The following is a 13,234-nucleotide window of genomic DNA, read 5'->3' as shown; positions in this document are numbered from 1 at the left end:
AGGGCGAAAGGAATCCCCCTGAGCTCAACCGGCGGGCACGACTCGCGTTCGTCCGTCGCCGCGCGATCCGCGAAGGTGACAGGTCGGTGACAGCTTGGGCTGATCGGGACCAGGGGCGAAAACCGCGAAGCTTTCGTGAACTTGGCCAGGTGTGATTATTTTTTAGGCGAACTATGGGCTATTTTTAAGCAACATCAGCGATCGGCGGACGCGGCTTTCCAGCGCGCCAGCAATTCAGCGCGCCGCCCCTGGTCGAAATTGGCCAGCAGGGCGGGACCGACACGGATCGGCCGGCCGGCCGCGCCCAGCGCCGGCGCGCCGCCGGCGGGGCGGATCGGCGTCAGCCTGGCCTGGGCCAGTCGCCTCTGCCCCTCGTCCGACATCAGATAGTCCAGAAACACCCGGGCCGCCTTGGGATGTGGCGCCGAGCGGGTGATGAAGGCCACCCGCGAGAGCGACAGATGATAGTCGCTGGGCACGACATAGCCGATGTCGGCGTTGCGATGGCGCGCCCACCAGTCGGCGTAGAAGCCGTTCATGTCGTAGGCCAGATCGTGCGCGCCCGACAGACTGGTCAGCAGCGGCGCGCCCGGGACGAACAGGCCCGGCTCCGATTTGGCCAAGGCGTCGTACAAGGGCCAGGCGTCCGGATAGGCCTGCAGGTCGCTCGACAGGTACATGAACCCGACCCCGCTCTTTTCGGGATCGTACATGGCGATCTTGCCGCGCCAGCGTTCGGGGTTGGCGCGCAGGGCCGCCAGCAGCGCCGCGTGGCTGCGCGGCACCTCCGACTCCTTCAGCGCCTTCCTGTTGTAGGCGAAGACGATCGGCTCGGCCGTCACGCCGAAGCCCTGGTCGCGCCAGACGGCCCAGGCCGGCAGGCCCTTGGCCTCCGGACTGCGATAGGTCTGGGCGTAGCCGTCGTTGATCAGCTTGACCTGGATGTCCATCGACGAGCTCCAGGCCACATCGGCGACGGGCGCGCCCGCGTCCGTCTCGGCGATAAGGCGCGCCTGCATCGGTTTGGCGGCCAACTCGACGAAGCGGACCTTGATCTTGGGAAAGCGCTCGCGGAAGCCCTCGCCGATCACCTGGTGGACATCGGTGTTGAGATAGACGACGAGCTCGCCCTCGCGCTCGGCGGCGCGAATATCCCAGCCGCTGGTCGCCTGGCCGATCGACTTCGGCGCGCAGCCGGCCAGGGCGGACGCCAGGGCCAGCGCCGCCACGATCGCCACGGGCCCGCGTCTCTTGACCTGATGAGGCAATCGGCGTCGGATGATGATCTCCCCTGCGTGTTCGGTTCCTACATCCCCGATGAAGATACTGGTTGTCGAGGATGATCCGCCTCTGCGTCGCTCCCTGACCGCGACGCTGGAGAGCGAGGGGCACGAGCCCGTCTGCGCCGAGACCGGCGAGGCCGCCCTGGCCCTGGCCCTGGCGCACGGGGCCGACTTCGACGCCGTCATCCTGGACATCGGCCTGCCCGACATCGACGGCTTCGAGATCCTGGGCCGGCTGCGGCGCGAGGGCGTGCTGACCCCGATCGTCATGTTGACCGCGCGCGACGCGGTGCGCGATCGCATCGCCGGCCTGGACATGGGCGCGGACGACTATGTGCTGAAGCCGTTCGACCCGTTCGAGCTGGTGGCCCGGGTGCGGGCGGTGGCGCGGCGCAAGGGCGGCTACGCCACCCGGACGGCCCATGTCGGCGCCCTGGTCTGCGACTGGGAAGCCGGCGCGGCCTGGATCGGCGAGCGGCGGCTGGACCTGCGCCCGCGCGAGTGGGCCGTGCTGAAGGCCCTGGCCGCGCGTCCCGGCCGGGTCGTCGAGCGCGACCGCCTGGCCGCCGACGTGTTCCCCGACGAACAGGCCCCCTCGCCCAACGCCCTGGACGTCCATGTCGGTCGACTGCGACGCAAGCTGGCGCCGGACGGCCCGCGGCTGAGTACGCTGCGGGGCGTGGGCTACCGGATCGATCCATGAAGGCCAGGCCTTGGAAGGGCGGCCGTCCCAGTCTGGTCGGGCGCCTGCTGCTGGCGCAGGTCGTTCCCCTGGCCCTGCTGGGCGCGGCGCTCGCCCTGGCCGGCGCCCTTGCCGCCCGCGCGGTGGTCGAGAAGTCTTCCGACCGGCTGCTGGCCGGATCCGTGACCTCGATCGTCGCCCAGATCGGCGTGCGGGACGGTCAGGCCCAGGTGGCCCTGCCGCCCTGGTCCCTGGCCCTGCTGGACAGTCCCGAGCGCGACGCGGTGTTCTACGCGGTGCGCCAGGGCTCGCGCCTGGTCACCGGCTATGACGACCTCCCCCGCCTGCCCGCGCCCGCGCCGAACGAGACCAGTTTCAGCTATGCGAGGATGCGCGGCTACGAGGTGCGGATCGCCCAGTCGACGGTGATGGTGCCGGGCGTGCGCGAGCCCGTCGTGGTGGCGGTGGCCCAAAGCCTCGACTCGCGTCGCGCCAGCGTGCGCGAGCTGCTGTCCACCCTGATCGGCCTGCCTGTGCTGCTGGTCGCCGTGGCCGCGGCTCTGGTCGTGCCGGCCGTCGGCTGGGGCCTGGCGCCGCTGCGCCGCCTGACGGCCGATCTGAAGCGCCGCGCCCAGGCATCGCGCCCGGACCTCGCGCCGATCGACGCCGCCGACACCCCCGCCGAGCTGTCGCCGGCCGTCGAAGCCTTCAACCACCTGATGAGCAGCCTGGAGCGCTTCACCCGCGCGCTGGAGCGCTTCTCGGCCGACGCCTCCCATCAGTTGCGAACGCCCCTGTCGGTCATCGTCGCCAACCTCGCCCTGCTGGAGCGCTCGGCCGCCACGCCGCGCGACAAGGCCCTGCTGGGCGACTCGCGAGACGCGGCGGCCAACCTGCGCCAGGTGCTGACGCAGTTCCTCGCCCTGGCCCGCTCCGAGGCGACCGCGGCCGATGGCGAGGCCGATCTCGCCGCCCTGCTAAAGACGATCCAGGTCGAAGCCGCCCGCGCGTTTCCCGAGGTCGAACTGCTGACGCGCCTGCCCGCCGATCTGGGGCTCGCACGCGGCAACGCGGTGCTGATCGGCGAGGTTCTGCGCAATCTGGTCTTCAACGCCTGCGCCTATGGCGGGGGCAAGGTGCGTATCGTGGCCAGGATGGATGGAGACGGACCCAGGGTCGTGATCTGGGATCGCGGCCCCGGACTGGACGAAGACGCGTTGCGCGACGTGTTCGCGCCCTTCAACCGGGGGAGCGCGGGCCAGGGGTCGACCGGCGCGGGCCTGGGCCTGGCCATCGTGCGTTCGATCACCCGGCGCCTGGACATCGATCTCGAACTGCGCGCCCGCCATCCCAGGCCGGGCCTGGTCGCCGACCTCCGCTTCCCGGCGGCATAGGATCGAGGAGGGGGGCGCGGCGCCGGCGGACTCCGGCGTCCGATCAGGCGACGGACGGCGACCGGAGGCGCTCGCGGAACGCCTCGATCCTCTCGCGATAGCCGTCGGCGTCGCCGTACTCGAGGAACTCGTAATAGCGCTGATGAGGATCCGGCACCCGCAAGGCGTGCTTGATGGGGCACCAGTATTGTTCGGTTCGGCTGGCGATTTCCCGGACATAGGCGATGACGCCGTTCGCGTAGGCGCAGTAGGCGCAGTTCAGGATCTCGATCCAGTTCAGATAACCGAGGCGTTGACGATCGAAGACAATGTACGTCTTTCGAGGCACCTGAGGTATGCGATAGGCCCGAAAGCAGATCGCCTGATAGAGGCTCGCCCAGGCGTCGATCATGAGGACGGGGAGGATAAGCGAATAGATCACCGGCGCCGTGATCATCGCGCTGAGCGTCGATTGCTTGAGGTAGCGCGCCGCGCTGGTGCGAAGACCGCGATGAGCGATGGTGACCCCATGCTCGAATTCGACGACCCGCTCGCGCAGGCGCCAGCCGAGACGTTTCCGGCCCGCCTCGATCTCGCGGTCGAGCTCGCTCTGAAGTCGCACGATCTCGGCGGCGAGTTCCTTCATGCGCTGTGTCATGGCCCCTCCTGGATTGAGCCGCTCAAGATGTCAGTATTTCCGATCCGTCGATACGGAGGCCCTGCTTGCTCGCCCTTGCGCCAGATCAAGACCGACCGAGCCGGGGGGCGTCCTATGACCCATGTTCAGCCCAGGCGCGGCTTGTTAGGGAACCGCTCGCCTTCGCGGCGTCGCTGCGGACCTCCGTATCACCGTGACCATCGCAACGCGCGGGTATTCATGCTTGCCCCAATAACGGCGCCCTATCTTCGCCACGCCTCGAGGCGGGATCGGCCCGGACGGTCGGACACCCCGGAAAGCGGCTTCGCCCTTGGACATGTCTAGCGCCACGACGAAACCGCCCGAGGCCGGCCAGAGCGCTCGCGACGCCTGGCGCGAGACTTTGCGGCGGATGCTGGCCAGGCTTCACTACGCCGTGGCGTCCGACGCCTTCAGGCTGAGCTTCGCGGTCGCCGTCTTCCTGGGCGCCTTGTGGCTGCTGCGGCGCGAGGTGCAGACGGCCTCGCCGTCGGCGATCCAGGCCGCCTTCCGGGCGACTCCCCCCTGGGCTATTGGCGCCGCCGTCGCCACGACCCTGCTCAGCTATCTGTGCCTGGCGGCTTCGGAGCAACTGGCGCTCGGCTATCTGGGCCGGCGGCTCGCGGCGTGGCGGGTGATCCTCGTCACCTTTGTGTCCTACGCCCTGTCCAACGGGCTGGGGTTCAGCCTCGCCACGGGGGCCGCCGCGCGTCTTCGCTTCTACCGGGCCTGGGGCCTTGGCGGGTCGGAGATCGGCGCGGTCACCCTGCTGGCCGGCGCCGCGGTCACGCTCAGCGGCGCGGTCGCCGCCGGATTGGCCCTGCTGGCGATCCCCGGCCTTCCGCCGCCCCTCTACGGGCTGGCGGCGATTCTCATCGCTCCCGCGGGGCTCTGGATCGCCCGCCTCCCGAAAAAGGGCCGCCTGCTGCCCGCCATCGAACTGGCCACCCCGTCGCTGAAGACGCGCCTGGGGGCGCTGGGCGGCGGGCTGCTGGACTGGGCGCTGTCGGGCCTGGCCTTGTTCGTCCTGCTGCCCGGGTCCTCGGCCGATCAGTTCGCCGGCTTCCTGGCGGTGTTCATCCTGGGCAGCGTCGTCAGCGCCGCGTCCGGCGTGCCGGGCGGCGTCGGCGTCTTCGAGGCGGTCGTCCTGAGCCTCAGCCATCGGTTCGCCCTGCCCCACGAGACCGTCGCGGCCCTGATCCTCTACCGCCTGATCTACGCCGTGGGGCCGCTGAGCCTGACCGCCCTGGGCCTGGGCGCCTATCAGCTGGGCCGGCTCGCCCAAGGCCGCGCGAGCGCGGGCCTTCGCTCCATCACCCGCGCCCTGGCGCCCCCCGTGGTCGCCGGCCTGGCCTTCTGGCTGGGCGCGGGCCTGCTGCTCGCCTCGGCCAACCTGTCCGTTCGCCTGACCCCGGCCTCCTCCTTCCTGGCGGCGTTTCCGTCTTCGCATCTGGTCTCCAGCATCCTCGGCGTGTTGCTGCTGCTCGCGGCCATCTCGCTCTGGCGGCGATTGGAGGCCGCCTATGTCCTGACGCTGCTGCTCGTCGTCGGCGGCGCGGCGTTCGAGCTCTGGAAGGGGCTCGGGCTGGCGAGCGCCGCGCCCCTGTTGCTCCTGGGCGTCGCGCTGGCGCCCTGCCAGTTCGCCTTTCGCAGACGCTCCGCGGCGTTTCACGATGTGGCGTCGGCGCCCTGGTTCGCGGCGTGCGGACTCGCCGGGGCTTCGGCCTTCACCCTGGCGCTGACCGCCCGGCAGGCCGGCGACCACACCCGTCAGCCCTGGTGGGCGCTGCTGCGCGGCGCCGACGCCGCGGGGCCGGTGGGCGTGGCGGCCGGCCTGGCCGCGCTGGGACTGCTGGTCGCTGTCTGGCGCCTGCTCAGCCCCAGCCGGTCGCGCGCCGCCCCGTCGTCGCCGAAGGACATCGCCCGCGCCAAGGCCATCATCGCCGCCGCCAAGGCGGTGTCCTGCGACGCCTTCCTGGCGCTGCTGGGCGACAAGTCGTTCGTCTTTTCGCCCTCCGGCCGCAGCTTCGTCATGCACCGGCCCATCGGCGCCCACTGGATCGCGATGAGCGATCCGGTCGGACCGCCCGACGATCGCCCGGCGATGATCGACGCCTTCGTCGAAGCCGCCGCCGACTCCCAGGCGAGCCCGGTGTTCTACGCGCTGGATCAGGACAGCGTCCCGGACCTGATCGACGCGGGATTCCTGATCCACAAGATCGGCGAAAGCGCCTTGGTCGACCTGGCGACCTTCAGCCTGCAGGGCAAGGCGCGCGAGGATCTGCGCCACGCCGTCAATCACGCCCAGCGAACCGGGCTGGCGTTCGAGATCCTGGAGCCGAACGATCCGCTGACGCCCTGGACCGAGCTGAAGGCCGTGTCGGACGCCTGGCTCGCGGCGCATCATGGCCACGAGCTGAGCTTCACCCTCGGATGCTTCGATCCGGCCTATCTGCTCAACTTCCCCATCGCGATGCTGCGCGGGCCCGACGGCGTTTCGGCCTTCGCCAACCTGGTCGCCACGCCCGACGGACGCCGCCTCTCCGTCGATCTCATGCGCCATCGCCCGAGCGCCCAGCACGGCGTGATGGACGCGCTGTTCGTGTCGATCATCCTCTGGGGGCAGGCGCGCGGCTTCGCCGAATTCGATCTGGGCATGGCCCCGCTCTCCGGCCTCGAGTCGCATTCGGTCGCGCCGCTCTCGCGACGCGTGGAGGCCTGGGTCTACCGTTCGGCCGAACGGGTCTACGGGTTCCAGGGCCTCCGGGCCTACAAGCAGAAGTTCGGTCCCCACTGGAGACCGGTCTTTCTGGCGACTTCGGCCAGCGTGACCCCGGCCGTGGCGCTCGCCGAGGTCGGGCTACTGACCCAGAAGGGCCTCGACGCCAGGTCGATCCGATGAGCCCTGGCGAGGCCCGCCGGGCGGCTCGTCATCCGGGCCGGCGCTCAAGGATCACCGGCAGGCGCCTGAGCTGGCACATGGCGTGGTTGCCGATCCAGTCGTCGGCGTCGCCGGCCGCCTGGACCTCGATCCGGCGTTCGATCAGGGACTCCGCCAGGCTCCTGGCGAGCAGTCCGGCCACGAAACGCCCAGGACAGATGTGCGCGCCGCCGCCGAACGTGGTCGAGCCCTGCTGGGGACGGTCCAGGTCGAAGGCGTCAGGGTTCGGGAAGGCGTCGGGATCGCGGTTGGCGGCGCCCCACATCATCGTCACCCGGGTTCCCGCGGGAATGGTCCGCCCATCGTAGTCGAGGTCGGCGCTGACGACGCGGTTGAGATGAATGACGGGCGGCTCCAGCCGCAGGCACTCGGAAACCGCCGCGGCGGTCTTCTCCGGCTCCGCGCGAAGTCGGTCCGTCACCTCGGGATGATCCATCAACGTGCGGATGGTGTTGGCGGCGGCCAGGGCGGCCGTATGGAATCCATCGAACAGGTTACCCGCGAGGAAGGCCCCCACCGTCTTGGGAACATAGCCGCCATGGTCGAGATCGTCGGCGATGTCGACCGCGGCGAGGTCCCGGGCCATGTCCGAGACGAACGGACAACCGCCCGCCTCCAAGGCGCGCTGGCCCGCGCCCTCGACGAGGCCGCGATAGGCCTTCGCGGCGGCGTCGGCCTGGCCTATGCCGTCCGCGTCCGGCCGCAGGAACAGCATGGGCGTCATCTTGCGCGCCTCCGTCGCCGCGCCCAGAGCCTCCGCGTCGGTCATCCCGATCAGTCCGCCCCAGTAGAGGCCGATCAGCGGCTCGGCGATCCGCTCGACGAGATCGACGGGCTCGCCCAGCGGAATATCGTCAAGGATCCGCCCGGCGATCTGGCGGGCGGCGTCGGCCCGCGCGGCGGTCGGCTTGGGCCCGATTTGGTTGAGAAGCACCTTGCGCAGGGTGGCGTTCAGAACGCCGTTGGCGCCGAAGAGCTGGTTCTTGATCAGGTCGGCGATGGCGAAGCCGACCGGCTTTTCCTCGAGCGGTTCGGCGCCGAGCAAGCCCGGAAAGAGCTGGTTGGGCGCCAGGGCCGAAAGCTCGGGCCGGGCCGCCAGAGCCCGGAGATCGGCGTGGCGGAAGACCACGAGCGCGCCGCCGTCGCCCTGCAGGAACCGGGGACCGCCGGGCTGGAACGCCCTGGCGCAGAACCGCCGGAACGCCATGCGGCCGCCGTCATAGCCGTAATCCTCGAGCGTCGGCAGCGCGCCGATGTCCAGAACGGGCGGCTGATCGACTACGATGTCGTCGGACATGGTCTTCTCCTTTTCGCGCCGCGCGCGGGCGGGGTTGGTCAGGCCGCGCGCCGCGTCGGTCCGGGGGCAGCGGCGAACGCGGATTTGGCCTGGCGCCGGACACGCGAAAGCCACAGCGTCATCGCCAGGACGAACGAGGCCGCCAGGCACGCGCCCGCGGCGACCAGCGCGCCGCGAACCTCGTGGGCGCCGACAAAGAACGAGCAGAGCATCGGCCCGGCGGCCGCGCCGACGGCCTGAACGCTGGGGGCCAGCAGAACCGCCCGCCGCGAGGGGTCCGACTCGATGATGAACGGCGCCTGCAGCGTCTGCAGGAAACCCCACGCCAGACCGTGCAGGCCGGCGAAGGCGAGGAACACGCCGGGCCCCGGCAGGACCCACAGGCCGACCAGCACCGACAGGAACACCGGCAGACAGACCAGGAACGCGCGGTGATAGGGGATCCGCTCGGCCACCACGGCCGCCAGGCCAGAGCCGACGATGGAGCTGCCCAGGGCCAGGGCGACGGCCAGCCCGCCCTGGACCGGCGTCAGGCCCGACTGGCCGGCCAGCTGCTCGACATAGGCCAGGAACCCGATGAAGAACGAAAACAGGAGAAAGACGGCGGCCAGGCTGACATAGGCCGCCTTCGGGATCGGCTCGGCCAGCACGGGCTCATCGCTCGTGTTTCCCGCCAGCGGCGCCAGACTGGCCGGCAGGACGAACGCGACCGCCGCCGCCAGGACGGCGCTGGCGCCCAGGGTCGCGAAGCCCGCGTTGGCGCCGAGCGACGGCGAGACCAGAAGCGGTATGCCGGCCGCGCACGCCACCTGCAGCACCGCCTGGCTGACCAGGAAGATCCCGCTCCAGCGGCCCGGCGTCGGCGAGCGCACGATCATCAGCGTGGTCAGCCAGACGAGGCCACCTTCGGCCAGGCCCGCCAGCGCCCGGATCACCAGGACCCCCAGCCCCGAGACCTCCAGCCCGGCGAGGTTGATGACGGCCAGGACCAGCGCGGCCACGAAGCCGACCAGCTTGAGCCGGCGCGGCGGCAGGAAGGCGTCCGCCAGCCCGACGCCCAGCCCGATGGCGAGAAACTCGATGGTCACGCTCCAGCCCAGCTGGTTGACGTCGAGCCGGCCCGCGTCGACCAGCCCCCCAAGAACCACCGGCTGGACGCCCGCCATGATCAGGGCGACCGATCCGATCGCCAGGAAAGCCGCGATCTGCGCGGCCGTCGGTCGGCTGCCGATCCAGCCGTCCTCGGCTCGCGCGCCGCGCGCCTGGGTGTCCTCGAGCGACATGCATTCCTCCAACGGGCCGTGGATCGGTTCTTCGACGGGTCTTCGCCCGACGGCCCTAAAGGTAGCTTTTGCTATCTCAAGAGTATCGTCAACCGGTCTCCCACCGGATCGCTTCGACCGCATTGCCGCTTTGCTGGGCGCCGGCCTACGGATCGCCCGCGCCCCGCTTCCCCGTGGGACGCGAACGCCCTGGCCAATAGGATAGTTTGGGCTACACTAAGCAGGCGCGGGCGACGCACGCCGCGACGGCGACAGGTTCTCTTGACCCGGCCCCGTTGCTATTCGACTGCACGCCGCCGATCCGCGGCGCTCTTCAAGGACCCCTGGTGAGCACCCCTGACCTCGAAGCCAAGTCACGGCCGTCCCGGCGCAACGGCATCAACACCTTCGAAGCGATTCTCGCGACGACCGGCGAACTGTTGGCCGAGGTGGGTTTCGAGCGCCTGACGACCAATCTCGTCTGCGAGAGGGCGGGACTGACGCCGCCGGCCCTCTATCGGTACTTTCCGAACAAATACGCCCTGCTGACAGAACTGACCCGCCGGCTGATGGACGCCCAGGACCAGGTCGTCTTCGCCTGGGTGGAGTCGGGCGGCGCCCACTGGACCACCCTCGCCGCGGCCGTCGAAAGTCATATCCGGCTGCAGAAGGAGATCATCACCGTCACCCGCGCCTTTCCGGGCGGGCTCTGGATCCTGCGGGCGATCCGCGCCATGCCGCCCCTGCAGGACGTGCGCGTCGAGTCGCGGACGGCGGTGCTGGACCGGATCTTCGCGTTTCGCGTCAAGGACGGCCCTCCGGTCGACGAAGAGCGCCTGAAGCTGTCCATGCGCGTCTCCGAATTGATGAGCTACGCGGCCATGGAGATGCTGGTGGAGGATCCCGAGCTCGACGAGGACATGGTCATCGAGGAAGTCGCCTGGATGATCGGCCGCTACCATTTCGACCTCCCCCGCCGGTCACAGCTCTCCAAGGACTGACCGCCCGAGCGGATCGCGCTTCGGCCTCGCGCGAGGCTTGATCGCCTTCCCGGGTCCCGAACGACCGGATCCGGCCACAGCCCAAAGACGGCGGCCCTGAGCCCATAGTCCCCCAGCCTTGAGCCCCGGAGCGCGCGCTCGGGCCGGCGCGAGCGTGGCCGAAGGTCACGACAAGCCCGCGGGCCATCTCTCCCCTTTCCGGTTCCCGGTCGTCCTTCGAGCGGTTTGGCGCGGTTTCGCCTGCAAACCGGGCGCCTGAACCGCCGCGCCGCGCCAGACGGTCCGGTCGCTTGCGCTACGCCCCCTTGCGTCGGGATAGTTTTTATTATCGTAATGGCCTGGACCGGTCGGAGTACTGGATAGACGGGGAGTTGAATATGAAAGCGGGTATGTTTCTGAGCTGCGCCGCGCTGGCGTTGTCCGGCGGCGTCGCGGCGGCCCAAACCCACGACAGCACGGCGATCGAGGAGATCGTGGTCACGGCCCAGAAGCGGTCGGAAAACCTGCAGGACGTGCCTGTGTCGGTCACCGCCCTGACGGGCGACGCCCTGGCGGCGCGCGGCGTCAACAACGTCCTGGCGCTCAACAACCTGGCCCCGGGCATGCGGATCAGCGCCGCCGACGCGGCCGCCAATCCCAAGATCTATATCCGCGGCGTGGGCCTCAGCGACTTCAACCCCAACGCCTCCAGCGGCGTCGGCGTCTATGTCGACGGCGTCTATATCGGCTCGCCCCTGGCCCAGATGGCCGGCTTCTTCGACCTGGCGCAGGTCGAGGTGCTGCGCGGGCCGCAAGGCACCCTTTATGGCCGCAACACCAACGGCGGCGCGATCAACATCACCACCAAGCGGCCCAGCCAGACCTTCGGGGCCGACGCCTCGCTGGAATACGGCAGCTTCAACGCCGTGACCGCCGATCTTGGCGTCGGCGGCCCGATCATCGCCGACAAGCTGGCCTTCCGCGTGGCCGCCCAGTACGCCAAGGACGACGGCTATACCTACAACCGCGTGACCGGCCACGATCTCAACGCCGCCGACCACTGGGCGGGTCGTCTGTCGCTGCTCTACACGCCGAGCACGGATTTCGAGCTGCTGACCCAGGTCAATCGCTACGTCAATCGCGGCGACGCCACCGCCCCGCAACACCGCGCCCTGTTCCCCGCCACCGCCGCGGCGACCGGAGCGGACGGATTCTGCGCGTCCAACGCCTACGCCAGCGGCGCCTGCACCGACCTGCTGGGCTATGCCGACACCGACAACAACAGCCGGGCCGTGGACGCCAACCTGGAGGGCAAGGACAAGGTCGACCTGTTCGGCGCCTCGAGCCAGGCGACCTGGAAGCTCGGCGGCGTGTCCCTGGTCTCGGTGACGGCGTGGCAGTGGGCTCACCGCAACGACCTGGAGAACACCGACGCCAGCCCGCTGCAGATGGTCGAGATCAACTACCGCTCGCGCCAGCGCCAGTTCACCCAGGAGCTGCGCCTGCAGTCGGACGACGCCTCGGCGCGCCTCAACTGGGTGTTGGGCGTCTATTACATGGACGAGCGGGTGGAGGATAACACCCGCCAGGACGTGCTGCGCGACCTGCGGCCGCTGTTCATCACCCCCGAAAACCCCACCGGCCTCAGCCTCGAAAACAGCGTCGGGACCTTCGGCTATCCCTACACCCAGAAGACCAAGGGCTACGCCGTGTTCGGCCAGGCCGACTACAAGATCACCGACCGGCTGACCGGCACGGTGGGCCTGCGCTGGTCGGCCGACGACAAGTCCATGGACTACAAGAGCCAGGCCGAGGACGGCCTGATCGTCATCCTGACCTCAAAGCAGAGCAAGACCTTCTCGGCGGTCTCGGGCCGGCTTGGCCTGCGCTACGAACTGAGCGACGACGCCAATGTCTACGCCACCTACAACCGCGGCTATAAGAGCGGCGGCTTCTTCGGCGGCCTGGCGACCACCGCCGAGGAGATGCAGCCCTACGACAACGAGACCCTCGACGCCTACGAACTGGGCCTGAAGTCGGAGTTCCTGAACCGCCGGGTGCGCCTGAACGTGTCGGGCTTCTACTACGACTACAAGAACCAGCAGGTCTTCGCCCAGACCACGCGCAACGGCCTGACCGTGCTGGTGCTCGACAACGCCGCCAACTCCAAGGTCTACGGCGGCGAGGCCGAGATCACCGCCCGGCCGATCCAGCCCCTGACCCTGAGCGCGGGCGTGTCGCTGCTGCACGCCAAGTACGGCGACTACTTCACCGAGGGCAAGGACTTCACCGGCAACTGGCTGCCGCAGTCGCCGAAGGTGACGTTCAACGCGGCCGCCACCTGGGTCGCGCCGCTGGCGAACGGCGCGTCGGTCGTGGCCAATGTCGACGCCAACTATTCGTCGAAGGTCTATTTCGACAACTCCAACGCCCCGCGCCTGTCGCAGGACGCGGTGTGGATCGCCGGCGCCCAGCTCAGCTGGCGCTCGCCCGACCAGAAGATCGAGGCCGGCGCCTTCGCCCGCAACCTGTTCGACAAGACCTACAAGGTGGCGATCTCCAATATCGACAGCCTGGGCGTGGATCTCCTCAGCTACAACCGGCCGCGGAGCCTCGGCGTCTTCCTGCGCTACCACTACTAGAGCATTTTCCGATCCAACTGGATCGGTGAAATGCTCTAGCGTTCTGTTTTGACGCATTTTCTGACGACGAACCGGCATCCACTTCGTCGGAAAATGCT

Annotated in this window: 9 protein-coding genes; 5 read left to right on the top strand and 4 right to left on the bottom strand. The window is 69.5% G+C overall.

Features of this window, described 5'->3' with window-relative positions; translation table 11 throughout:
• Window positions 1–194: 194 nt before the first annotated feature.
• A complete protein-coding gene (locus EIK80_RS03910) occupies window positions 195–1,238 on the bottom strand; it encodes an ABC transporter substrate-binding protein (protein WP_158624637.1) in 1,044 nt (347 codons plus the stop codon).
• 79 nt (window positions 1,239–1,317) lie between these two features.
• On the opposite strand from EIK80_RS03910, the gene EIK80_RS03905 reads away from it, so the two are divergent.
• Entirely contained in the window at window positions 1,318–1,986 is a 669-nt protein-coding gene (locus EIK80_RS03905) for a response regulator transcription factor (protein ID WP_125155640.1), read from the top strand.
• Window positions 1,983–3,359: a sensor histidine kinase gene (locus EIK80_RS03900; protein ID WP_125155639.1), complete on the top strand. Its 1,377-nt coding sequence runs from the start codon at window positions 1,983–1,985 to the stop codon at window positions 3,357–3,359. The genes EIK80_RS03905 and EIK80_RS03900 overlap by 4 nt, the downstream gene beginning before the upstream one ends.
• 43 nt (window positions 3,360–3,402) lie before the next feature.
• Here EIK80_RS03900 and EIK80_RS03895 read toward each other — a convergent pair whose 3' ends face one another.
• Complete coding sequence (locus EIK80_RS03895; protein WP_125155638.1) at window positions 3,403–3,996, bottom strand: hypothetical protein; 594 nt, start codon at window positions 3,994–3,996, stop codon at window positions 3,403–3,405.
• Between the two features lie 316 nt (window positions 3,997–4,312).
• On the opposite strand from EIK80_RS03895, the gene mprF reads away from it, so the two are divergent.
• Window positions 4,313–6,916 carry a bifunctional lysylphosphatidylglycerol flippase/synthetase MprF gene (gene mprF, locus EIK80_RS03890; RefSeq protein WP_125155637.1) on the top strand — a complete coding sequence of 868 codons (2,604 nt, stop codon included), beginning with the start codon at window positions 4,313–4,315 and terminating at the stop codon, window positions 6,914–6,916.
• 28 nt (window positions 6,917–6,944) lie between these two features.
• Here the strand turns inward: mprF and EIK80_RS03885 are convergent, their stop codons facing one another.
• Window positions 6,945–8,252 carry a cytochrome P450 gene (locus EIK80_RS03885; RefSeq protein ID WP_125155636.1) on the bottom strand — a complete coding sequence of 436 codons (1,308 nt, stop codon included), beginning with the start codon at window positions 8,250–8,252 and terminating at the stop codon, window positions 6,945–6,947.
• A 38-nt stretch (window positions 8,253–8,290) separates the two neighbouring features.
• The gene (locus EIK80_RS03880; protein ID WP_125155635.1) at window positions 8,291–9,535 is read right to left on the bottom strand and encodes an MFS transporter; all 1,245 of its coding nucleotides are present in this window, start codon (window positions 9,533–9,535) and stop codon (window positions 8,291–8,293) included.
• Between the two features lie 326 nt (window positions 9,536–9,861).
• Here EIK80_RS03880 and EIK80_RS03875 point away from each other — a divergent pair, with 326 nt between their 5' ends.
• Window positions 9,862–10,515, top strand: coding sequence for a TetR/AcrR family transcriptional regulator (locus tag EIK80_RS03875; protein ID WP_125155634.1), 654 nt, complete (start codon window positions 9,862–9,864; stop codon window positions 10,513–10,515).
• Between the two features lie 377 nt (window positions 10,516–10,892).
• Entirely contained in the window at window positions 10,893–13,136 is a 2,244-nt protein-coding gene (locus tag EIK80_RS03870; RefSeq protein WP_125155633.1) for a TonB-dependent receptor, read from the top strand.
• The last annotated feature ends 98 nt before the right edge of the window (window positions 13,137–13,234 follow it).

This window comes from Caulobacter sp. 602-1 (genome assembly GCF_003931565.1).
Lineage (GTDB): Bacteria > Pseudomonadota > Alphaproteobacteria > Caulobacterales > Caulobacteraceae > Caulobacter.
Note: the sequence above shows the minus strand (reverse complement) of the source record. Positions and strands in the feature narration are given on the sequence as shown.

Coding starts and splice junctions, on each gene's coding strand:
- EIK80_RS03905 (WP_125155640.1), top strand. CDS start 1,318: ATGAAGATACTGGTTGTCGAGGATGATCCGCCTCTGCGTCGCTCCCTG.
- EIK80_RS03900 (WP_125155639.1), top strand. CDS start 1,983: ATGAAGGCCAGGCCTTGGAAGGGCGGCCGTCCCAGTCTGGTCGGGCGC.
- EIK80_RS03895 (WP_125155638.1), bottom strand. CDS start 3,996: ATGACACAGCGCATGAAGGAACTCGCCGCCGAGATCGTGCGACTTCAG.
- mprF (WP_125155637.1), top strand. CDS start 4,313: ATGTCTAGCGCCACGACGAAACCGCCCGAGGCCGGCCAGAGCGCTCGC.
- EIK80_RS03885 (WP_125155636.1), bottom strand. CDS start 8,252: ATGTCCGACGACATCGTAGTCGATCAGCCGCCCGTTCTGGACATCGGC.
- EIK80_RS03880 (WP_125155635.1), bottom strand. CDS start 9,535: ATGTCGCTCGAGGACACCCAGGCGCGCGGCGCGCGAGCCGAGGACGGC.
- EIK80_RS03870 (WP_125155633.1), top strand. CDS start 10,893: ATGAAAGCGGGTATGTTTCTGAGCTGCGCCGCGCTGGCGTTGTCCGGC.